This is a genomic window from Streptomyces sp. NPDC049687, from assembly GCF_044465285.1.
GTDB lineage: Bacteria > Actinomycetota > Actinomycetes > Streptomycetales > Streptomycetaceae > Streptomyces.
In genome coordinates this window covers 200740-221655 of sequence record NZ_JBITLN010000010.1, presented here as the reverse complement: position 1 = coordinate 221655, position 20916 = coordinate 200740, and the positions used below count along the sequence as shown (strand labels likewise).

Below are 20916 nucleotides of genomic sequence, written 5' to 3'. Positions count from 1 at the left end.
CTCCGTCAACGCGTACGAACCGCTCAGACGCTTGACGCGCCGACTTCCACACCGTGTTCGGCGGCGAGGCGGCGCAGGTCGTCGAGCTCTGCCTGCTCCACTTCGACGAGGAAGTCGTCGCCCTCGTCACGAGCCCGCGTCAGGTCGGACTCGGTCGCCCTTATGCGCTGCAGAAGTCCTGCGGTGAATGCGTCCATGCTGCGCCCCCTCGTCCTTGGGTCGTGGGTCGGTGGCACGGGGGTGTGCCGGTTGGGAAGGGGCGATCACGTCTCCAGTAGGTGCCCAGCGCTGCCCTGCTGGGCGGCGACGGTGCCGGACACCCACGCCCACTCTGCGGCAAGCGGATCGCGGAGTACCACATGGTGGTGTGGCACATGCAGAGCGTGATCGCGGGGTGTAAAGCCGTCCTCCCCCCGCTTCCTTCCACGGAAACCTCAACCGAACGAGAAAATCTCGCATTCCCGGGCTTCCTGCCCGCCCTTCATCGCCCGCTCGCCGTCTTACCGCCGACTTATGGCCGAAAAGGGCAGGATGGATGCACACACTCACCAAGCCCCCCTGCCCACGCGCGCTCACCGAGCGCTACGCGGGTGGACACAGGAAGGACAAGCGACGTGCGCGTACTCGTCGTCGAGGACGAGCAACTGCTCGCCGATGCGGTGGCCACCGGACTGCGCCGGGAGGCCATGGCCGTCGACGTCGTGTACGACGGTGCGGCCGCCCTGGAGCGCATCGGCGTCAACGACTACGACGTGGTCGTCCTCGACCGCGACCTCCCGCTCGTGCACGGCGACGACGTCTGCCGCAAGATCGTCGAGCTCGGCATGCCCACCCGCGTGCTGATGCTCACGGCCTCGGGTGACGTCAGCGACCGGGTCGAGGGCCTGGAGATCGGCGCCGACGACTATCTCCCCAAGCCCTTCGCCTTCAGTGAGCTCATCGCACGCGTGCGTGCCCTCGGCCGGCGCACCAGCGTGCCCCTGCCGCCCGTCCTGGAGCGCGCCGGCATCAAGCTGGACCCGAACCGCCGCGAGGTCTTCCGCGACGGCAAGGAGGTCCAGCTCGCGCCCAAGGAGTTCGCCGTCCTGGAGGTGCTCATGCGCAGCGAGGGCGCCGTCGTCTCCGCCGAGCAGCTCCTGGAGAAGGCGTGGGACGAGAACACCGACCCGTTCACCAACGTCGTGCGCGTGACGGTCATGACGCTCCGCCGCAAGCTCGGCGAACCTCCGGTGATCGTCACCGTGCCCGGCTCCGGCTACCGGATCTGATCCCCGTGGCCGCCGCACCCGCGCCTCCCCAGGCGCCCCCGAAGCCCACCTGGGACCCCAGGAGGCCCCAGCCGGCGCTCCCCTGGCTGCGCCCGACCATCCGCATACGGCTCACGCTCCTGTACGGCGGCATGTTCCTGATCGCCGGCATCCTGCTGCTGTCGATCATCTACCTGCTGGCCGCGCAGGCCATCAACACGGGCAACCAGCCGCCGTTCAAGATCGTGAGCGCCGACACCACCATCAAGGTGTCCAGCGCCGACTGCCCCGCGGTCAACAACGCCACCGGCCTGACGCTGACCCAGTTCAACGCCGCGATCAGCGACTGCATCGACCATCAGCGCCAGGTCGCCCTGGACAACCTCCTCAGCCGTTCCCTGCTGGCCCTCCTCGGCCTCGCGGTGATCGCCTTCGCCTTCGGCTACGCCATGGCCGGACGTGTCCTGTCCCCGCTCGGCCGGATCACCCGCACCGCCCGCGCGGTGGCGGGCTCGGACCTGTCCCGCCGTATCGAGCTGGACGGCCCGGACGACGAGTTCAAGGAGCTGGCGGACACCTTCGACGACATGCTGGAGCGGCTCCAGAGAGCCTTCACCGCCCAGCAGCGCTTCGTCGGCAACGCCTCGCACGAGCTGAGGACGCCGCTGGCGATCAACCGCACACTGCTCGAGGTGCACCTGTCCGACCCGAACGCGCCCGTGGAGCTCCAGCAGCTCGGCAAGACCCTGCTGGCCACCAACGAGCGCAGCGAGCAGCTCGTGGAGGGCCTGCTGCTGCTCGCCCGCAGCGACAACCAGATCGTCGAGCGCAAGCCGGTCGACCTCGCCGAGGTCGCCGAGCAGGCCATCGACCAGGTGAACGGGGAGGCCGAGGCCAAGGGCGTGGTGATCCGGGGCGAGCAGAAGCCCGCGATCGTCCAGGGCAACGGCGTCCTGCTGGAGCGCATCGCACTGAACCTGGTGCAGAACGCCGTGCGCTACAACGTCCCGGAGGACGGCTGGGTCGAGGTGACCACCGAGGTCCAGCACGGTCAGGCGGTCCTGGTCGTGTCGAACACCGGGCCGGTCGTGCCGGCGTACGAGATCGACAACCTCTTCGAACCGTTCCGGCGTCTGCGTACCGAGCGCACGGGCAGCGACAAGGGGGTCGGGCTGGGCCTGTCCATCGTGCGGTCCGTGGCCCGGGCGCACGGCGGGAACATCACGGCCCAGCCGCGCGAGGGGGGAGGTCTCATGATGCGAGTCACCCTGCCCGTCTGAGATCATGTCGCCGACACACGCGGGCATGTTCGCTTTGCGCGGAATTCTCAGGACCCCGGGCCCGGATCGCCGTGTGTGATCGATCACAGGGGCGGTTTTCTGGCCATCTACTCTGCGTGATCATGATGGCTGCCGTAAAGCCCGGAAAATCCGGGTTTTCGGGGGTCCTGATCACGGGAAGTACACGGTGAGACGCCTTTGAAGTGCGGCATCAGGACCGTGTACGGTCCCGATCGCCATCCAAGCCGATCACTCATGAGGAGTCCGGTTGGGTGTCGATTGAGTAACAGACCTTGATGTGAGGCAAAATCTCCGCCTCGAGGCGGGCACAAGTCCGGCCTCTCACGCGTTACGTGCGCTGGAGACACCGCATTCACCCAGAGGGGGAGAGGCGAAATGGCAACCGATTACGACACCCCACGCAAGACCGACGACGACGTTGACTCCGACAGCCTGGAAGAGCTGAAGGCCCGGCGGAACGACAAGTCCGCATCCGCCGTCGATGTCGACGAGTTCGAGGCCGCGGAGGGCCTGGAGCTCCCTGGAGCCGACCTCTCGAACGAGGAGCTGGCCGTCCGGGTGCTGCCGAAGCAGCAGGACGAGTTCACCTGCATGAGCTGCTTCCTGGTGCACCACCGCAGCCAGCTGGCCAGGGAGAAGAACGGTCAGCCGATCTGCCGCGACTGCGACTGAGGCGGGGTCGGCCGTGACTGGCTCGACCCCCTCTCGGAAGCGCCGCTTCCACCTGACGGGAGCGGACAAAGGGCCGTCCGACGGCCCTCACGGCGTGCGTGACGACGAGCGAGGCTCATCCGGTACGGGAGTGGTCCCGGCGGGATCGGCCTCGCTCGAAACGACAGGCGACGGGCCTGACCTCCCGGTGCCGACGCGAGGCCCCGCGCCCGTCGCCAGGCGACGGGTGGCGGCGGTCCGGGACAGGGCCAGGGACCTGGCCCGGGAAGGCGTCCGCAAGGGCGGAGACCGCGCCAGGGCGGCTCTGGCCTACCTGGCGGACCGGATCATCGACATCGCCCCGAGGGTCCCCGTACGGGACCTCAGGACGCTCCGCAGGCAGTTTCCCGGCCTCGGGCCGGAGCAACTCGCCGACAAGCTCGTGGCCGGCGCCGCGAACGCGACGTCCACCGTCGGAGCGGGCGTCGGCGCGGCGGCGATGCTCCCCGTGCCTCCCGCCATGCCCACCGAACTGGCCGCGGAGATCACCGGGGTCGCGGCGATCGAGCTGAAGCTGATCGCCGAACTGCACGAGGTGTACGGCGTACGGCCGCCCGGCAACCTCAAGGACCGCAGCACCGCGTATCTGCGCGCGTGGTCGGGCGAACGCGGCGTCGACCCGCTGAAGCCGTCCTCCGTCAACTCCGCGCTCGGCGGCCAGATGAAGCGCGAACTCCGCCAGCAGATCATGAAGCGCATGGTCCGCGACCTGCCGATGCTGATGCCGTTCCTGGTGGGCGCCGCGGTGGGCGCGGCCATGAACCGGCGGGACACCAAGAAACTGGCCGCGAAGATCCGCGCCGACCTGCGCAAGGCCCAGGTGCCCTGGGAGGCGCTGGAGGACCTGCCGCCGCTCGAGAAGCCGGCCCACCCACTGGACATGCGAGAGCTCCCCGGGAGACCCAGGGAGCTCGGGGACTGAGAAGCCTCGGCGCAGCCGGGCAGAAACCTTTGCCTACGCCGCGGCCTCCCGTGCCGTCCGCAGCGCCTGCGCCAGCCGCTCCGGCTCCCGCGTCGACAGATACAGGTAGGGCGTCGGGTCGTCCGGGTCGGTGACCGGCACCTTCAGCGCGGTCGGTATGTAGGCGCGCAGCAGCAGGAACGCCCGGGTGTCGGCCTTGTAGGTGCGCCAGGCGCGCGCCTCCTCCGGGTCCAGGACCTCCGCCTCGCCCAGCGCCGCCACCGGGATCTTCGCCTCGCCGGCGATCAGCGCGTCGCCCACGACACGGATGCGGACGGAACCGTACGAGCTGGCGACGACCGCCGCGGCCGCGGTGCCGCCGACCAGACCGCCCAGCAGCGGCAGGGTGCCGAAGGGCAGCAGGATCAGGGCGAAGGAGACACCCACGAGGAACGAGATCAGCCACCACGTGCGGGGGGCGGTGAGACGTTCTTCGTAGGGGGTGGCGGAGAGCTGCATGCGGTCAAGCTTGGCACGGTGTCCGGATATCGCGGACGCGCGGGTAAGGTCTGCGGCTGTGAGTGGTACTTCCGCAGCTCTTCGACCTCCGGCCGACGCCGAGAAACCCGTTCGGCACCCTGACGCTCCCGTTCCCGGCGAGCTTCTCGGCGCCCACTACGAACGGTGTTTCGGGTGTGGCGGCGAGCAGCCGCACGGGCTGCACCTGGAGGCGCGGGCCGGCGAGGGAGTGACCGTCACCGCCGAGTTCACCGTGCGGCCCGCCCACCAGGGGGCCCCGGGACTCGCGCACGGCGGGGTGCTGGTCTCCGCCCTGGACGAGACGCTCGGCTCGTTGAACTGGCTGCTGCGGACCATCGCCGTCACCGGGCGGCTGGAGACCGACTTCGTGCAGCCGGTGCCCGTAGGCACCACGCTGCATCTGGAGGCCGAGGTGACAGCGGTGGCCGGGCGGAAGATCTACTCGACGGCCACCGGACGGATCGGCGGCCCCGACGGGCCGGTCGCCGTCCGCGCCGACGCGCTCTTCATCGAGGTCGAGGTGAAGCACTTCGTGCGGCACGGCCGCGAGGAGGAGATCCAGGCCGCCATGAGCGACCCCGACCGGATCCGGCGCACCCGTGCCTTCGAGGTGAACCCGTGAGCCGTGCTCTCCTGAACGTCCTGATCCGGCGCGTCGACCCCGATGTACCGCTTCCGGCGTACGAGCACCCCGGTGACGCGGGGGCGGATCTGCGCACCACCGAGGCCCGCGAACTCGCGCCGGGAGAGCGGGCGGTGCTGCCCACAGGGGTGTCCCTCGCGCTGCCCGAGGGGTACGCGGCCTTCGTGCACCCGCGGTCGGGGCTCGCCGCCCGGTGCGGAGTCGCCCTCGTGAATGCCCCCGGGACGGTTGATGCCGGGTACCGTGGGGAGATCAAGGTGATCGTGGTGAATCTCGACCCGCGCGAGTCCGTGCGGTTCGAGCGCTTCGACCGGATTGCCCAACTGGTCGTCCAGCAGGTCGAGAGGGTCCGCTTCCAGGAGGTCGCGGAGCTTCCCGAATCGGCACGGGCCGCGGGGGGCTTCGGGTCCACCGGCGGGCATGCCGCGGTGGGCGATGCAAGCGGTCAGGCCGCCCTGGGCGGCAGTGTGGGTGGGTATCGATACGCTTCGGTCGTATCCGACCGGGAAGGACAGTGACGTGTTCGGACGTCGCAAGAAGAAGGGTGCCGCCGAGGACGCGGCCGGCGAGGCCGAGCAGGTCGTCGACAGTGTCGACACTGAGGCGGACGAAGAGGTAACGGGCGAGCGCGAGCGCGTCCGGCTCGAGCCGGAGCCGCGGCCCGACGGGCCCTGGGACAGCTCCGAGGTCCGCGACCCGGCCGAGGGCCGGGTGGACCTGGGCGGTCTGTTCGTGCCGGGCGTCGACGGCATGGAACTGCGGGTCGAGGTCGCGGGTGACGCGATCGTCGCCGCGACCGTCGTGCTGCGCGACAGCGCCATCCAGCTGCAGGCCTTCGCCGCGCCCAAGCGCGAGGGCATCTGGGGCGAGGTGCGCGAGGAGATCGGCGCCGGCATCACCCAGCAGGGTGGCATCATCGACGAGGTCGAGGGCCCGCTGGGCTGGGAGTTGCGCGCTCAGGTACCGGTACAGCTGCCGGACGGCACGGGCGGCTTCCACGTCGTCCGGTTCGTCGGTGTGGACGGTCCCCGCTGGTTCCTGCGCGGGGTGATCTCCGGCCAGGGCGCGGTGCAGCCGCAGGCCGCCGGGCTGCTCGAGCAGATCTTCCGGGACACGGTCGTGGTCCGCGGCGAGGGCCCGATGGCGCCCCGCGACCCGATCGTCCTCAAGCTGCCGAACGACGCGCAGATGGTCCCCGAGGGCGTCCAGCAGCAGGAGGAGGGCTCCCGCTTCTCCGGCGGCATGGGCCAGCTGCAGCGCGGACCGGAGATCACCGAGGTCCGCTAGGACTTTCCCCCGGCAGAGTCGAAAAGGAGCCGCACCCTTCGGGGTGCGGCTCTTTCACGTGCGTGAACCCTTGCCGCACCGACGAACGCCAGGACGCCCGTGCCGCGTACACCGACGCTCTCGCCCGGTACGTCACCCGGGACGGGCGGTATGCGGAAACGGCGGGCTCATCCGATGAAGCGGGTGAGCGGGATGCCGATGTCCGGAACACCGTGGGAACAGCCCGTCGCGTCAGGGTTGCGTCAAAGGTGTCCCCCACCCCGCGGCTCGTCACTTTCGTCGGCCCTGCCGGTCGTAGGGTCGACGCTGCGTAGGCAGGAGTCACGGGAAGACAATGAGGCCATGGAGCGCGGCAAGCTTCGGATCTACCTCGGTGCGGCACCGGGCGTGGGCAAGACGTACGCGATGCTGTCCGAGGGGCACCGCAGGGTCGAGCGCGGCACGGACTGCGTGGTGGCGGTCGTGGAGCACCACGGACGCCGGCGCACCGAGCTGATGCTGCACGGCCTGGAGCAGGTCCCGCGCCGCGAGGTGGAGCACCGGGGCGATGTCCTCACCGAGATGGACGTGGACGCGGTGCTCGCCCGCCGCCCGCGGGTCGCCCTGGTGGACGAACTGGCGCACACCAACGTCCCCGGCTCGCGCCACACCAAGCGCTGGCAGGACGTGGAGGCGCTGCTGGCGGACGGGATCGACGTGGTCTCGACCGTCGACATCCAGCACCTGGAGTCCCTCGGGGACGTGGTGGAGTCGATCACGGGAGTACGGGAGCGGGACACCGTGCCCGACGAGTTCGTCCGCCGTGCCGACCAGGTCGAACTGGTGGACATGTCACCGCAGGCGCTGCGGCGGCGGATGGCGCACGGCAACGTCCACCGGCCGGACAAGGTCGACGCGGCCCTGTCGAACTACTTCCGGCCGGGCAACCTCAGCGCCCTGCGCGAGCTGGCCCTGCTGTGGGTGGCCGACCGGACCGACGCGTACCTGAAGCAGTACCGCGGTGAGCACCGGGTGTCGGCGATCTGGGGTTCGCGCGAGCGGATCGTGGTGGGGCTGACCGGCGGTCCGGAGGGGCGCACCCTCATCCGGCGGGCGGCGCGGCTGGCGGAGAAGGGCGCCGGCGGCGAGGTGCTGGCCGTGTACATCGCGCGCAGCGACGGACCGACCGCCGCCTCGCCCAAGGAACTGGCCGTCCAGCGCACCCTCGTGGAGGACCTGGGCGGTACCTTCCACCATGTGGTCGGCGACGACATACCGGCCGCGCTGCTCGACTTCGCCCGCGGGGTCAACGCCACCCAGATCGTCCTCGGCTCCTCCCGCCGCAAGGCCTGGCGGTACGTCTTCGGGCCGGGCGTCGGTGCCACGGTCGCCCGGGAGTCGGGGCCCGACCTCGACGTGCACATCGTCACCCACGAGGAGGCCGCCGGGGGGCGGGGGCTTCCGGTGGCCCGCGGCGCCCGGCTCGGACGGGCCCGGATCGTCTCGGGGTGGCTGGCCGGGGTGGCCGGACCGGCGGTCCTGGCGCTGCTGCTGAGCAGTGTCCACCTCGGCCTCGCCAACGACATGCTGCTGTTCCTGGCCGTGACCGTGGCGGCCGCCCTGCTCGGCGGCCTGCTGCCCGCACTGGCCTCGGCGGCCCTGGGCTCGCTGCTGCTGAACTACTACTACACCCCGCCCCTGCACCGGTGGATGATCGCGGACCGGGAGAACATCGTCGCCATCGTGATCTTCGTCGGGGTGGGGGTGTCGGTGGCCTCGGTGGTCGACCTGGCGGCCCGGCGCACGCACCAGGCGGCCCGGCTGAGAGCCGAGTCGGAGATCCTGTCCTATCTCGCGGGCAATGTGCTGCGCGGCGAGACCAGCCTGGAGGCGCTGCTGGAGCGGGTGCGGGAGACCTTCGGCATGGAGTCGGCGGCGCTGCTGGAGCGGGTGGACGACCACGCGCCGTGGACCTGCGCGGGCCAGGCCGGCCCGGGGCGGCCGGTGCGGCGGCCGGACGAGGCGGACGTGGACGTGCCGGTCGGCGACCACACGGCGCTGGCGCTCACCGGCCGGGTGCTGCCCGCGGAGGACCGGCGGGTGCTGGCCGCTTTCGCCGCGCAGGCCGTGGTCGTGCTGGACCGGCGGCGGCTGCGGGAGGAGGCCGAACAGGCCCGCGCGCTGGCCGAGGGCAACCGGATCCGCACGGCGCTGCTGGCCGCCGTCAGCCACGACCTGCGCACCCCGCTGGCCGGGATCAAGGCGGCGGTCTCCAGCCTCAGGTCCGACGACGTGTCCTGGTCGGAGGACGACCAGGCGGAACTGCTCGAAGGCATCGAGCAGGGCGCCGACCGGCTCGACCACCTGGTGGGCAACCTGCTCGACATGTCCCGCCTCCAGACCGGCACCGTCGCGCCGATCGTCCGGGAGATCGACCTCGACGAGGTGGTGCCGATGGCGCTCGGCGGGGTCCCGGACCCGGAGGAGAGCGTGGAGCTGGACATCCCGGAGACGCTGCCCATGGTCGCCGTCGACCCCGGGCTGCTGGAGCGGTCGGTGGCCAACCTGGTGGAGAACGCGGTCAAGTACAGCCCGGGCGGTGAGCCGGTGCTGGTCTCGGCCAGCGCGATGTCCCACCGGGTCGAGGTACGGGTCGTGGACCGGGGGCCGGGCGTTCCCGACGAGGCCAAGGAGCGGATCTTCGCGCCCTTCCAGCGGTACGGCGACGCACCGCGCGGGGCGGGGGTGGGGCTCGGCCTCGCGGTCGCGCGCGGCTTCGCCGAGGCCATGGGCGGCACCCTGCACGCCGAGGACACGCCCGGCGGAGGCCTCACCATGGTGCTCACGCTCCGCGCGGCAGGAGCGCAGCCGGAGCCGCCCGGCGAGGTCACCGCGGCGCGGCCGGCGGCACCGGCCGCACCGGAGGAACGTTCGGCAGAACCGGAAAGGCAGGCTTCATGGTGAGCCCTGCTGGGGCGACGCCCCAGACCGCCACGAGGGTGCTCGTGATCGACGACGAGCCGCAGATCGTGCGCGCCCTCGTGATCAACCTCAAGGCCCGCAAGTACGAGGTCGACGCCGCCCACGACGGTGCCACCGCCCTCGAACTGGCCGCCACCCGCCACCCCGACGTGGTCGTCCTCGACCTGGGGCTGCCCGACATGGACGGCGTCGAGGTGATCAGGGGGCTGCGGGGCCGGACCCGGGTGCCGATCCTGGTGCTGTCCGCCCGGCACTCCTCGGACGAGAAGGTCGAGGCGCTCGACGCGGGCGCCGACGACTACGTCACCAAGCCCTTCGGCATGGACGAACTGCTGGCCCGGCTGCGGGCCGCCGTGCGCCGGGCCGAGCCGGCCGGGGGCGGCGAGGACGACGTCCTGGTGGAGACCGGCGAGTTCACCGTCGACCTCGCCGCGAAGAAGGTCCACCGGGCCGGGAAGGACGTACGGCTGACTCCGACGGAGTGGCATCTGCTGGAGGTGCTGGTCCGCAACACCGGCCGCCTGGTGGGCCAGAAGCAGCTGCTGCAAGAGGTGTGGGGGCCGTCGTACGGGACGGAGACGAACTACCTGCGGGTGTACATGGCCCAGCTGAGAAGGAAGCTGGAGGCCGACCCTTCCCATCCCAAGCACTTCATCACCGAACCGGGGATGGGATACCGGTTCGAGCGCTAGGTGCCGGTACCGCGAGTACGGCCGTGCCGGTGACCCCGGTACGCTTCAGATATGAGCGCTGTTCCTCGTTCCGAAAAGCCGGTGGGCCGGTTCCGGCGCATGCTCGACCGGCTCTCCTCGTCCCAGGAGGACCTGGAGTCCGAGGAGCTGCGGGAGGACTCCGAGACGGCCGGCTGCGTCCGGATCGGAGACTGCCAGGACCGGCAGATCGTCACGGTTACTGGTACCTTGCGCACGGTCACGTTGCGACCGCGCGCCGGAGTCCCGGCCCTGGAGGCCGAGCTGTTCGACGGCAGCGCCGCGCTGGACGTGGTGTGGCTGGGCAGGCGCTCCATCGTGGGCATAGAACCGGGGCGCAAGCTCATCGCATCGGGCCGGGTCTCCATGAGCCGTGGCCGCCGGGTGCTGTTCAACCCCAAGTACGAACTGAGACCCCTTGGTAGGGAGTAGCCGGTGACGTCGCTCGACAAGCCGACCGAAGACACTCAGCAGGACGACGCCCGGGCGGTGACGGAGGCCGCGCTCTTCGAGGCGTTCGGCGGGGTGCGGGGCATGGTCGAGACCGTGGTGCCCGGCCTGCTCTTCGTCACCATCTTCACGATCAACAAGGACCTGCACATGTCCGCGATCGCCGCGCTCGCGGTGTCGCTGGTCCTGGTCGTGGTCCGGCTGGCGATGAAGGACACGGTCAAGCACGCGTTCAGCGGGGTCTTCGGCGTCGCCTTCGGTGTCGTCTTCGCGATGATGACCGGCAACGCCAAGGACTTCTACCTCCCCGGCATGCTCTACACGCTGGGCCTGGCGCTGGCGTACATCATCACCACCCTGTGCGGGGTCCCGCTGATCGGTCTGATCCTCGGCCCGGTCTTCAAGGAGAACCTCTCCTGGCGCACCCGCAACCCGGGCCGAAAGAAGGCGTACGCCAAGGCCAGCTGGGCGTGGGGCCTGATCCTGCTCGCCAAGTGCGCGGTCCTCTTCCCGCTGTACTGGTGGGCGAACACCGCGCAGCTCGGCTGGGTCCTGGTCGCCCTGAAGATCCCGCCCTTCCTGCTCGCGGTGTGGCTGACCTGGGTGTTCCTGGCGAAGGCGCCGGCTCCGATCGACGTCTTCGCGGAGATGGAGGCGGAGGAGAGGGCCGAGGAGGAACGCAAGGCCGCGCTGGCGAAGGACCAGGGCGAGGAGCCCGCCACCGGCGGCCGACACCGGCGGGGAGCCTAGGGGGTGTTTCGAAAGTCCCGCACAGCGCCCACGGCGCCCGGCACGCCCTCTCGCCGCACCGGCCGAAAGCCCGAGTACGTCCAGTACGAGGGCTTCCGTCCGGCACACCGAGAGCACGCACCGGACACCGCGGGCACCGCACAGGACTTTCGAAACACCCCCTAGTGCCGCGGACGAGCGAACCAGCGGCCCACCTGAGCTGAACGAAAGGCCCGGAACCCCCATGGGGTTCCGGGCCTTCGCCGTTCGGGCAACTCCCGCATGGGCGGGGCAGGCGGGTCAGCCGGTCAAGTCCTCGCGGCGTACCGACAGCAGGTCCTCCAGTTGCTCCTCCCGCGCCTGGGCGGCCACGAAGAGCAGTTCGTCGCCCGGCTCCAGGGAATCCTCGCGGGTGGGGGTGAGGACGCGGGTGCCGCGGATGATGGTGACCAGGGAGGTGTCCTCGGGCCACTCGACGTCGCCGACCTGGGTGCCGGCCAGGGCCGACTCCTCGGGGAGGGTCAGTTCGACGAGGTTGGCGTCACCGTGGCTGAAGCGGAGCAGACGGACCAGGTCGCCGACGCTGACGGCCTCCTCCACGAGCGCCGACATCAGGCGGGGGGTGGAGACGGCGACGTCGACGCCCCAGGACTCGTTGAAGAGCCACTCGTTCTTGGGGTTGTTGACGCGGGCCACGACGCGCGGGACGCCGTACTCCGTCTTGGCCAGGAGGGAGACGACCAGGTTGACCTTGTCGTCGCCCGTGGCGGCGATCACGACGTTGCAGCGCTGGAGGGCCGCCTCGTCGAGGGACGTGATCTCGCAGGCGTCGGCCAGCAGCCACTCCGCCTGAGGGACGCGCTCGACCGAGATGGCGGTCGGCGCCTTGTCGATGAGCAGGACCTCGTGCCCGTTCTCCAGCAGCTCGCCCGCGATCGAACGGCCGACGGCGCCGGCTCCGGCAATGGCGACCCTCATCAGTGACCGCCTTCCTTCGGGCCCTCGGCGAACGACGCCTCGATCTTCTCCACCTCGTCGGTGCGCATCATCACGTGCACCAGATCGCCCTCCTGCAGCACCGTCTGCGAGGTCGGAAGCATCGCCTCGCCGAGGCGGGTCAGGAACGCCACGCGGACGCCCGTCTCCTCCTGCAGCTTGCTGATCTTGTGGCCCACCCAGGACGGGGCGGCGTGCACCTCGGCGAGCTGGACGCCGCCGGTCGGGTCGCGCCACAGCGGCTCCGCGCCCGAGGGCAGCAGCCGGCGCAGCATCTGGTCGGCCGTCCAGCGGACCGTGGCCACGGTGGGGATGCCCAGGCGCTGGTAGACCTCGGCGCGGCGGGGGTCGTAGATACGGGCGGCGACGTTCTCGATGCCGAACATCTCGCGGGCCACCCGGGCCGCGATGATGTTGGAGTTGTCGCCGCTGGAGACGGCGGCGAAGGCGCCGGCCTCCTCGATGCCCGCCTCGCGCAGGGTGTCCTGGTCGAAGCCGACGCCGGTGACACGACGGCCGCCGAAACCGGAGCCCAGTCGTCGGAAGGCGGTGGGGTCCTGGTCGATCACGGCGACCGTGTGCCCCTGTTGCTCCAGGGTCTGGGCGAGAGCGGAACCCACTCTGCCGCAGCCCATGATGACGATGTGCACGACCGTCCTTCCGAGGTAAAGAGGTCAAGAAAGTCAAATGGTTTTCTGGCCTGGCTTTGAACAGGGTCTCAGACCGTCGACCAAGCTACACACGCGCGGTCCGTGCGGGGCACCCCCCGTGCGCGGTTTGCGCGATCAGCGACGGCTGATGCTCCAGAGGCTCGGAAAGGTAAGGATCCCGAGACCGACGAGGGTGCCGACGGCGCCGATCAGCTCCGCGGTCGCGTGCATGGGGCCTGCGGTGGGCGGCGGCGTACGAGGGTTCGTCACAGAGACATGGCGATCGGGGCGGCTGCGGAATCGGCAGCCGCGGCCCGGCCGATTTCACCCGGGAGGCAGACGCGACGCTCCGGCACCCGGCTCACCCGGGGGGAGGGTGGGCGGCCCCGTGTTCGAAGGCTTACGCTTCACTGTTGTGTCCAAACTGACCGACGTGCCCAAACGGATCCTGATCGGGCGCGCATTGCGCAGTGATCGGCTCGGGGAAACGCTCCTGCCGAAGCGCATCGCCCTACCCGTCTTCGCTTCCGACCCGCTGTCCTCCGTGGCCTACGCGCCCGGGGAGGTGCTGCTGGTCCTCTCCATCGCGGGTGTGTCGGCCTACCACTTCAGCCCGTGGATCGCCGTCGCGGTCGTCGTGCTGATGTTCACGGTGGTCGCCTCCTACCGTCAGAACGTCCACGCCTACCCCAGCGGGGGCGGCGACTACGAGGTCGCCACCACGAACCTGGGCGCCAAGGCGGGACTGACCGTCGCGAGCGCCCTGCTCGTCGACTACGTCCTCACCGTCGCCGTCTCCATCGCCTCCGGCATCGAGAACCTCGGCTCCGCGATCCCCTTCGTCGTCGAGCACAAGGTGGCCTGCGCGGTCGCCGTCGTCGTCCTGCTGACGCTGATGAACCTGCGTGGCGTCAAGGAGTCCGGCAAGCTCTTCGCGATCCCGACGTACGTGTTCGTCGCGGGCGTCTTCATCATGATCGCATGGGGTGCCTTCCGGGGCCTGGTCCTCGACGACACCATGCGGGCGCCGACCGCCGAGTACACGATCAAGGCCGAGCACCAGGGCCTGGCGGGCTTCGCGCTCGTCTTCCTGCTCCTGCGCGCCTTCTCCTCCGGCTGTGCGGCGCTCACCGGTGTCGAGGCCATCTCCAACGGCGTGCCGGCGTTCCGCAAGCCCAAGTCGAAGAACGCGGCGACCACGCTGGCCGCGATGGGCCTGCTGGCCGTCACGATGTTCTGCGGGATCATCGTCCTGGCCCTGGTCACCGACGTCCGGATGGCCGAGAACCCGGCCGCCGACCTGCTGAAGAACGGCGTCGGCGTCGGCGCCGACTACGTCCAGAACCCGGTGATCACCCAGGTCGCCGAGGCCGTCTTCGGCAAGGGCAGCTTCTTCTTCCTGGTGCTCGCGGCGGCCACCGCCCTGGTGCTGTTCCTCGCCGCCAACACCGCCTACAACGGCTTCCCGGTGCTCGGCTCGATCCTCGCCCAGGACCGTTACCTGCCCCGCCAGCTGCACACCCGCGGCGACCGCCTCGCCTTCTCGAACGGCATCGTGCTGCTCGCCGGCGCGGCCAGTTTCCTGATCATCGTCTACGGCGCCGACTCCACCCGCCTGATCCAGCTCTACATCGTCGGTGTGTTCGTGTCCTTCACGCTCAGCCAGACCGGCATGGTCCGCCACTGGAACCGCCACCTGGCCACCGAGACCGACCCGGCCCAACGCCGGCACATGGTCCGCTCCCGCGCGATCAACACCTTCGGCGCCTTCTTCACCGGCCTGGTCCTGGTCGTCGTCCTCGTCACCAAGTTCACGCACGGCGCCTGGGTCGCCCTGCTCGGCATGGTGATCTTCTACGCGACGATGACGGCCATCCGTAAGCACTACGACCGGGTGGCCGAGGAGATCGCGGCCCCGGAGGGCCCGAGCGACGACAGCGTACGGCCGTCCCGTGTGCACTCGGTGGTCCTGATCTCCAAGATCCACCGGCCCACGCTGCGTGCCCTGGCCTACGCCAAACTGATGCGCTCCGACAGCCTGGAGGCGCTCACCGTGAACGTCGACCAGGCGGAGACGAAGGTGCTGCGCGAGGAGTGGGAGCGGCGCGGGATCGACGTACCGCTGAAGGTCCTCGACTCGCCGTACCGCGAGATCACGCGGCCGATCATCGAGTACGTCAAGGGCCTGCGCAAGGAGTCGCCGCGCGACGCCGTCTCGGTGATCATCCCGGAGTACGTGGTCGGCCACTGGTACGAGCACCTGCTGCACAACCAGAGCGCGCTGCGGCTGAAGGGCCGGCTGCTGTTCACACCGGGCGTCATGGTCACCTCCGTCCCGTACCAGTTGGAGTCCTCCGAGGTGGCCCGGATGCGGGCCCGCAAGCGGCAGGAGTGGAACGCGCCTGGTTCGGTGCGGCGCGGTCCGGCGCAGGACGGACGGCCGAAGGAGGCCTCGGGGTCTTCCTCCTCCGCTCCGGGGTCCTCGGGCTCGTAGGCCCCTGGGACGGACCGGCTGGTGAACGGCCGGACGACAGCCACGTAGACTGGTGGGCTGTTGTCCGGCCGTTCCTCGTTCGACGTTGTGGAGTCACCCCGCCATGCAGGCAGAACCGAAGAAGACACTGGTGGGGAGCGAGTACGAGGTCGAGATCGGCCCCGTCGCCCACGGTGGCCACTGCATCGCCCGTACCGACGCGGGTCAGGTGCTGTTCGTACGGCACACGTTGCCCGGCGAGCGGGTCGTGGCCCGGGTGACGGAGGGCGAGGAGGGCGCGCGGTTCCTGCGCGCGGACGCCGTACGGATCCTGGAGGCGTCCAAGGACCGCGTCGAGGCCCCCTGCCCCTTCGCAGGACCGGGTCGCTGCGGAGGCTGCGACTGGCAGCACGCCAAGCCGGGCGCCCAGCGCCGGCTCAAGGGCGAGGTCGTCGCCGAGCAGCTCCAGCGGCTCGCGGGGCTCACCCCCGAGGAGGCCGGCTGGGACGGCACGGTGATGCCGGCCGAGGGTGACAAGCTGCCCGCCGGGCAGGTGCCGCAGTGGCGCACGCGCGTGCAGTACGCCGTGGACGCCGAGACGGGGCGCGCGGGTCTGCGCCGGCACCGCTCGCACGAGGTCGAGCCCGTGGACCACTGCATGATCGCCGCTGCCGGAGTGAGCGAACTCGGCGTCGAGAAGCGCGACTGGAGCGGTATGGCGTCGGTCGAGGCGATCGCGGCGACCGGATCGCAGGACCGGCAGGTGATCCTGACGCCGCGTCCGGGCGCCCGCCTGCCCCTCGTGGAACTGGACCGTCCGGTGTCGGTCATGCGGGTGGAGGAGAAGGACGGGGGCGTGCACCGCGTCCACGGGCGCCCCTTCGTGCGCGAGCGGGCGGACGGACGGACGTACCGGGTCGGCAGCGGCGGCTTCTGGCAGGTCCACCCGAAGGCCGCGGACACCCTGGTGACCGCCGTCATGCAGGGCCTGCTGCCGCGCAAGGGCGAGATGGCCCTCGACCTCTACTGCGGCGTCGGCCTGTTCGCGGGCGCGCTGGCCGATCGGCTCGGCGACAAGGGCGCGGTCCTCGGCATCGAGTCCGGCAAGCGCGCGGTCGAGGACGCCCGGCACAACCTCGCGGGCTTCGACCGGGTGCGGATCGAACAGGGCAAGGTGGAGAGCGTGCTCCCGCGCACCGGGATCACCGAGGTCGACCTGGTCGTCCTGGACCCGCCCCGGGCGGGGGCGGGGCGCAGGACGGTCGAGCACCTGACGTCCCTGGGCGCGCGCCGCATCGCGTACGTGGCCTGCGACCCGGCCGCGCTGGCGCGGGACCTGGGGTACTTCCGGGACGGGGGGTACCGGGTGCGGACGTTGCGGGCGTTCGATCTGTTTCCGATGACCTCCCACGTGGAGTGCGTTGCGATCCTGGAACCCACTGGAAAGGCCTCTTGACCTGCGGTTTTCTGACTTCCTTCGTCGGCTCGACCTGTTTGGGAGGTGGGAACGGGTGAAGGCGCCGCGTGACGTGGGCATTCGTCTGAGGAGGAGGGGTGCGTCGCCTTTCCCGCCCCATCAGGCAGTCAACTACCACAAGCCGCTTGACAGTTCTTCCGCATCGGATGTCTTCTTTGCGCCGTCGTAGCCGCGGGCGTCGTGGCCGACCGTCTCCGCAGCCTTGATGGACTGGGAGTCGATGACGGTGGCGACCGCGCTGGGCGCCCGGCCCATCTCGCGGCGGATGCGTTTGCGGATCCTGGCCACGGATCTGTCCGACGATGCCAGCGGCGGCCCAGCGGGGCATGAATCCGTAACACATGCGCCAGGGCGGGAAGTCCTTGGGCAGGGCCCCGCCACTTGCAGCCGGTGTCGACCGTGTATCGGATCGTGTCCACCATCTCGCGCCGTGGGTGCTTGTCCGGTCGCCCACCCGTGCTGGTCCCGCAGGCCGGGGTCGGCAGCGGGTGTCGATGAAGTCGGCGATGATGTAAGCGTCGAGTCGACCGACCCGAACTGGGTGTTCAGGTGTTTGATCCACCGCCCCTTCGGCTGTGTTCGTGTGGGTGTTCGCGATCTTCGACCTCATCGACAGCGGCATGCCGGCCCAGGGTCCGCCCGGCGTGCAGCTCTCTCGCTGCTGGGCGGCCCGGTGTCGGTGACCGCCGTCGGGCTGTGGGAACTGCGGCGCATGCGCACCCGCGACGGGGTGGCCGTTCGCGGCACCGTCCCCACGTCGCTGCCGTGAGATGGCCCTGATGTTCTGACGTTCTCCGGCACGAGCGTCGGCAGACCGGCGGCCGGAGAGGGGGAGGGCAGCTCCGCTCATGCTCGCGAGGATCGACGCCCACCCCCGGGTGCCGTCGTGTCGCGATTTTTTGGACATGACATGCTGTGGCCGTGCAAGTGTGCACTCACGGTCATTGCTCACCGCGCTACAGAGGAATACGTTGAAAGTTTTTCGGCAACCCGTGCCCTTACCTAGGATCGGCGACAGCCAGCCGCCCGTACGGGGACGGGATGCGGAGTTGGCTCTCCTGGACGAGCGCTTTGCCGAGCTGGCGCAGGGCCGCGGCGGCATCGTGTGTGTCGAGGGGGCTCCCGGCAGTGGCAAGAGCCGCCTGCTCGTGGAAGCGTGGGGACGAGCAATGCGCCGCGAGCTGCGAGTGTTCCAAGGCGGCGCCGATCCTGACGGGCAGTTCGTTCCCCTGGGGCCGCTGCTGGACGGACTGCTCACGGACAGCGGCACGCTGTTCGACGTCGACCGCCTGCGCGACCTAGCGAGCGCTTCCGAGCAACGCTTCTGGCTGCTCCAGGAGTTGCAGGACCGGTTGGAGCAGGCGGCGCTCGACATGCCGCTGGTCATCGCCTTGGACGACGTCCAGTGGCTCGACGACGTCACCCTCCTCGCCCTGCGCACGCTGACCGCGCGACTCTCGTCGCACGCCATCCTGTGGCTCCTGGCGGTCCGAACCAACGCCGCCGCGCCGGGTGTCCGCGCGACGCTGGACCGCCTCGGGCAACTTGGCGCACTCCGCCTGGAACTCGGTCCCCTCACCGCCGAGGCGGTGGCCGAGATCACCGAGGACGTCCTGGGGGCCAGGCCCGACGCCGGGACGCTGAAGGCGGCTGGACGGGCCGAAGGTGTGCCGCTGCTGCTCGTCGAACTGCTGCGCAGCATGCGCGAAGAGCACTCCGTGGTCGTCGAGGGCGACATCGCACGACTGGTCGGCGACGAGGTGCCGGCCCGTTTCCAGGCTTCCGTACGGCTCGCTCTCGACCGTCTCACCCCGGCGACGCGCGAGGTCGTACAGACGGCTTCGGCGGTCGGCCGCACGGTCACCATCGGGCTCCTCGCCGAGCTGCTGGGACGGCCCACGGCCTCGCTGATAGCGCCGGTGCAGGAGGCCCTGGACGCCCATCTGTTCGTCGAGCGCGACGAGCGGTTGCTGTTCCGTCACGACCTGTTCCGTGAGGCCGTCGAGAGCAGCATCCCCGTGGCCGTGCACCGGGCTCTGCGGCGGCACGCCGCCGAAGTGCTGCTGGCACGCGGAGCCCCGGTGACCGAGGCGGCCGCCCTGCTCGTGGACACCGCCGAGGCCGGGGACCAGCGAGCTGTGGAGCTACTGAGGGCCGCCGCTGCCGAGCTGTCCGCTTCGGCTCCGGCATCGGCCGAACAGCTCAGCCGGCGGGCGCTGGAACTGACCGCGGAGACCGCGCCGGAGCATCCCGCGATCGTCGCGGAGACGATGCTGCTGCTGTGGCAGACGGGACAGGCCGGACAGGCTCGGGCGCTGGCCGCCGCGGTCCTGCCGGGGAGCATGCGGCCGGAGGCCGAGGCCCGGCTGCGGCTCGGTCTGGCCCGCCTCTCCAGCCAGTTCGACTTCACCGAGGCCGCCGAGCAGGCCCGGATCGGGGCGGCGCTTCCTGACATCTCCGAGGGTGTGCGGGCCCAGTTGCTGGCGCTGCGTTGCCTCAACCTGTCGATGATCGGTGACTTCGAGGCGACGTCACGGGCCGTTGCCGAAGCCCTCGCGGCGGCGGCCGAGGGCGATGACGACGCCGCCCGGGCCACCGCGATCGCAGTCGACTCCGTCGTCCGCTTCTACCGGATGGAGTGGCAGCGGGCGTTCGAGCTGGCCGACGAGGCGTCGTCCCTCGCGGACGACATCGGCTTCCTCCACTCGCTGTGGGTGCCGGAGGCGCTGTGGCAGGCTTTCCTGTTCAACGCCGAGGGCCGGACCGACCGGGCGCTCGCCGAGTCCGCGGCCGGCATCCGGGAGACCCAGAAGCAGGGGCAGGCCGCGGCCATGGGCCTGTGGATGAGCAACCGGTCCCGGGTGCTCTTCGACGCCGGCCACCTGGACGACGCACGCGCGGAGGCCGAGGCCACCACGGCGCTGGCGGACGAGATGGGCATGGGCAACTTCGCCGAGGCGACGGCCCTGTACACGCTTCTGCGCGTCGCCCTGCACACCAACGACCGGGAAGCCGTCACGACGTACGCCGCGCAGGCCGAGCGCATGGTCGGCGACCCCGCCGTCCTCGTCCGCAACGTGGGCTCCTGGCTCCTCGCCCTGGTGGCGGACGACGTGGGCGCACCGGATCGTGCCATGGAACTCCTCGACGAGTCCTTCGGCACCTTCGCCCTGGACGGCCCGTCCCTCGCCAGCCCGGACGACCCGGCCGACATGGTCGTCTTCGTCCGCATGGCGCTGCGGGCAGGGGCGGCGGAGCGGGCCGCCGCGGCCGTCTCCCTCGCGGAGCGCCGGGCGGATTGCAACCCCGGCTTCCCGGTCCTCGCGGCCGCCGCCGCGCACGCCCGGGGCCTGCTCGACAACGATCTCGGACAGCTGCTCAGGGCCGTCGAGCTGTACGACGGCATCCCCCGACTGCTCCCCAGGGCCGCGGCGCTGGAAGACGCCGGCATCCGGCTGGCCACGCGCAGCGCCGCCGACGCCGTGCCCCGTCTCGACCGTGCGCTCGACCTCTACACGGAAGCGGGTGCGGAACGTGACGCCGCCCGTGTCCGGTGCCGGCTGCGCGCCCTGGGTGCCCCGCGGCGCCGTACCTCCGCCCAGCGGACCTCCGCGGTCTGGCCCGAACTGACTGAGTCGGAGGTGGCGGTCATCCGGCTGGTCTCGCAGGGTCTGACCAACCGGGCGACCGCTCAGCGCCTGGGGCTGTCGCCGCACACGGTCAGCTCGCACCTGCGGCGCGCCTTCATCAAGCTCGACATCACCTCGCGCGTCGAGCTGGCGGAAATCGCAGCCGCACGTCGGCACGGAGAGTAGTCGCTTCGTATCCCACACCCTTCCT

General features: G+C 70.7%; 18 protein-coding genes and 1 pseudogene. 14 read left to right on the top strand and 5 right to left on the bottom strand.

Features of this window, described 5'->3' with window-relative positions; translation table 11 throughout:
* Positions 1-23 precede the first annotated feature (23 nt).
* A complete protein-coding gene (locus tag ACIBVL_RS29460; protein ID WP_199848057.1) occupies positions 24-197 on the bottom strand; it encodes a hypothetical protein in 174 nt (57 codons plus the stop codon).
* 417 nt (positions 198-614) lie between these two features.
* On the opposite strand from ACIBVL_RS29460, the gene ACIBVL_RS29455 reads away from it, so the two are divergent.
* The 4 genes from ACIBVL_RS29455 to ACIBVL_RS29440 all read left to right on the top strand — a co-directional run bounded on the left by ACIBVL_RS29455 (position 615) and on the right by ACIBVL_RS29440 (position 4181).
* Positions 615-1268, top strand: coding sequence for a response regulator transcription factor (locus ACIBVL_RS29455; protein WP_003993508.1), 654 nt, complete (start codon positions 615-617; stop codon positions 1266-1268).
* Positions 1269-1273: 5 nt separating this feature from the next.
* Positions 1274-2527, top strand: coding sequence for a sensor histidine kinase (locus ACIBVL_RS29450; RefSeq protein WP_399101606.1), 1254 nt, complete (start codon positions 1274-1276; stop codon positions 2525-2527).
* Positions 2528-2923: 396 nt separating this feature from the next.
* A complete protein-coding gene (locus tag ACIBVL_RS29445; RefSeq protein WP_003993510.1) occupies positions 2924-3220 on the top strand; it encodes a DUF4193 domain-containing protein in 297 nt (98 codons plus the stop codon).
* A gap of 13 nt (positions 3221-3233) precedes the next feature.
* A complete protein-coding gene (locus tag ACIBVL_RS29440) occupies positions 3234-4181 on the top strand; it encodes a hypothetical protein (RefSeq protein ID WP_399101604.1) in 948 nt (315 codons plus the stop codon).
* Positions 4182-4214: 33 nt separating this feature from the next.
* Here the strand turns inward: ACIBVL_RS29440 and ACIBVL_RS29435 are convergent, their stop codons facing one another.
* Positions 4215-4679: a DUF3093 domain-containing protein gene (locus tag ACIBVL_RS29435; protein ID WP_399101602.1), complete on the bottom strand. Its 465-nt coding sequence runs from the start codon at positions 4677-4679 to the stop codon at positions 4215-4217.
* Positions 4680-4737: 58 nt separating this feature from the next.
* Here ACIBVL_RS29435 and ACIBVL_RS29430 point away from each other — a divergent pair, with 58 nt between their 5' ends.
* The 7 genes from ACIBVL_RS29430 to ACIBVL_RS29400 all read left to right on the top strand — a co-directional run bounded on the left by ACIBVL_RS29430 (position 4738) and on the right by ACIBVL_RS29400 (position 11501).
* Positions 4738-5322: a PaaI family thioesterase gene (locus ACIBVL_RS29430; RefSeq protein ID WP_399101600.1), complete on the top strand. Its 585-nt coding sequence runs from the start codon at positions 4738-4740 to the stop codon at positions 5320-5322.
* Positions 5319-5861 (top strand): dUTP diphosphatase, encoded by a 543-nt coding sequence (gene dut, locus ACIBVL_RS29425; protein ID WP_399101598.1) that lies wholly within the window; start codon positions 5319-5321, stop codon positions 5859-5861. The genes ACIBVL_RS29430 and dut overlap by 4 nt, the downstream gene beginning before the upstream one ends.
* 1 nt (position 5862) lies before the next feature.
* Positions 5863-6630, top strand: a complete 768-nt coding sequence (locus ACIBVL_RS29420) for a DUF3710 domain-containing protein (protein ID WP_399101596.1) — start codon at positions 5863-5865, stop codon at positions 6628-6630.
* Positions 6631-6972: 342 nt separating this feature from the next.
* Entirely contained in the window at positions 6973-9573 is a 2601-nt protein-coding gene (locus tag ACIBVL_RS29415) for an ATP-binding protein (RefSeq protein ID WP_399101594.1), read from the top strand.
* Entirely contained in the window at positions 9567-10283 is a 717-nt protein-coding gene (locus tag ACIBVL_RS29410; protein ID WP_399101592.1) for a response regulator, read from the top strand. Before ACIBVL_RS29415 ends, ACIBVL_RS29410 begins: the two co-directional genes overlap by 7 nt.
* A gap of 51 nt (positions 10284-10334) precedes the next feature.
* Positions 10335-10733: an OB-fold nucleic acid binding domain-containing protein gene (locus ACIBVL_RS29405; RefSeq protein WP_399101589.1), complete on the top strand. Its 399-nt coding sequence runs from the start codon at positions 10335-10337 to the stop codon at positions 10731-10733.
* 3 nt (positions 10734-10736) lie between these two features.
* Positions 10737-11501: a DUF3159 domain-containing protein gene (locus ACIBVL_RS29400; RefSeq protein ID WP_399101587.1), complete on the top strand. Its 765-nt coding sequence runs from the start codon at positions 10737-10739 to the stop codon at positions 11499-11501.
* A 279-nt stretch (positions 11502-11780) separates the two neighbouring features.
* Here the strand turns inward: ACIBVL_RS29400 and ACIBVL_RS29395 are convergent, their stop codons facing one another.
* Both ACIBVL_RS29395 and ACIBVL_RS29390 read right to left on the bottom strand, forming a co-directional pair.
* The gene (locus tag ACIBVL_RS29395; RefSeq protein ID WP_399101585.1) at positions 11781-12458 is read right to left on the bottom strand and encodes a potassium channel family protein; all 678 of its coding nucleotides are present in this window, start codon (positions 12456-12458) and stop codon (positions 11781-11783) included.
* A complete protein-coding gene (locus ACIBVL_RS29390) occupies positions 12458-13126 on the bottom strand; it encodes a potassium channel family protein (protein ID WP_399101583.1) in 669 nt (222 codons plus the stop codon). The genes ACIBVL_RS29395 and ACIBVL_RS29390 overlap by 1 nt, the downstream gene beginning before the upstream one ends.
* A 415-nt stretch (positions 13127-13541) precedes the next feature.
* Here ACIBVL_RS29390 and ACIBVL_RS29385 point away from each other — a divergent pair, with 415 nt between their 5' ends.
* A complete protein-coding gene (locus ACIBVL_RS29385; protein WP_399101581.1) occupies positions 13542-15620 on the top strand; it encodes an APC family permease in 2079 nt (692 codons plus the stop codon).
* Positions 15621-15723: 103 nt separating this feature from the next.
* Complete coding sequence (locus ACIBVL_RS29380; RefSeq protein WP_399101579.1) at positions 15724-17055, top strand: class I SAM-dependent RNA methyltransferase; 1332 nt, start codon at positions 15724-15726, stop codon at positions 17053-17055.
* A 171-nt stretch (positions 17056-17226) separates the two neighbouring features.
* Here the strand turns inward: ACIBVL_RS29380 and ACIBVL_RS29375 are convergent.
* A pseudogene (locus ACIBVL_RS29375) lies at positions 17227-17561 on the bottom strand (transposase); the annotation flags it as partial.
* Positions 17562-18005: 444 nt separating this feature from the next.
* Between ACIBVL_RS29375 and ACIBVL_RS29370 the strand changes: the two are divergent.
* Positions 18006-20891: an AAA family ATPase gene (locus tag ACIBVL_RS29370; RefSeq protein ID WP_399101577.1), complete on the top strand. Its 2886-nt coding sequence runs from the start codon at positions 18006-18008 to the stop codon at positions 20889-20891.
* Positions 20892-20916: the final 25 nt, after the last annotated feature.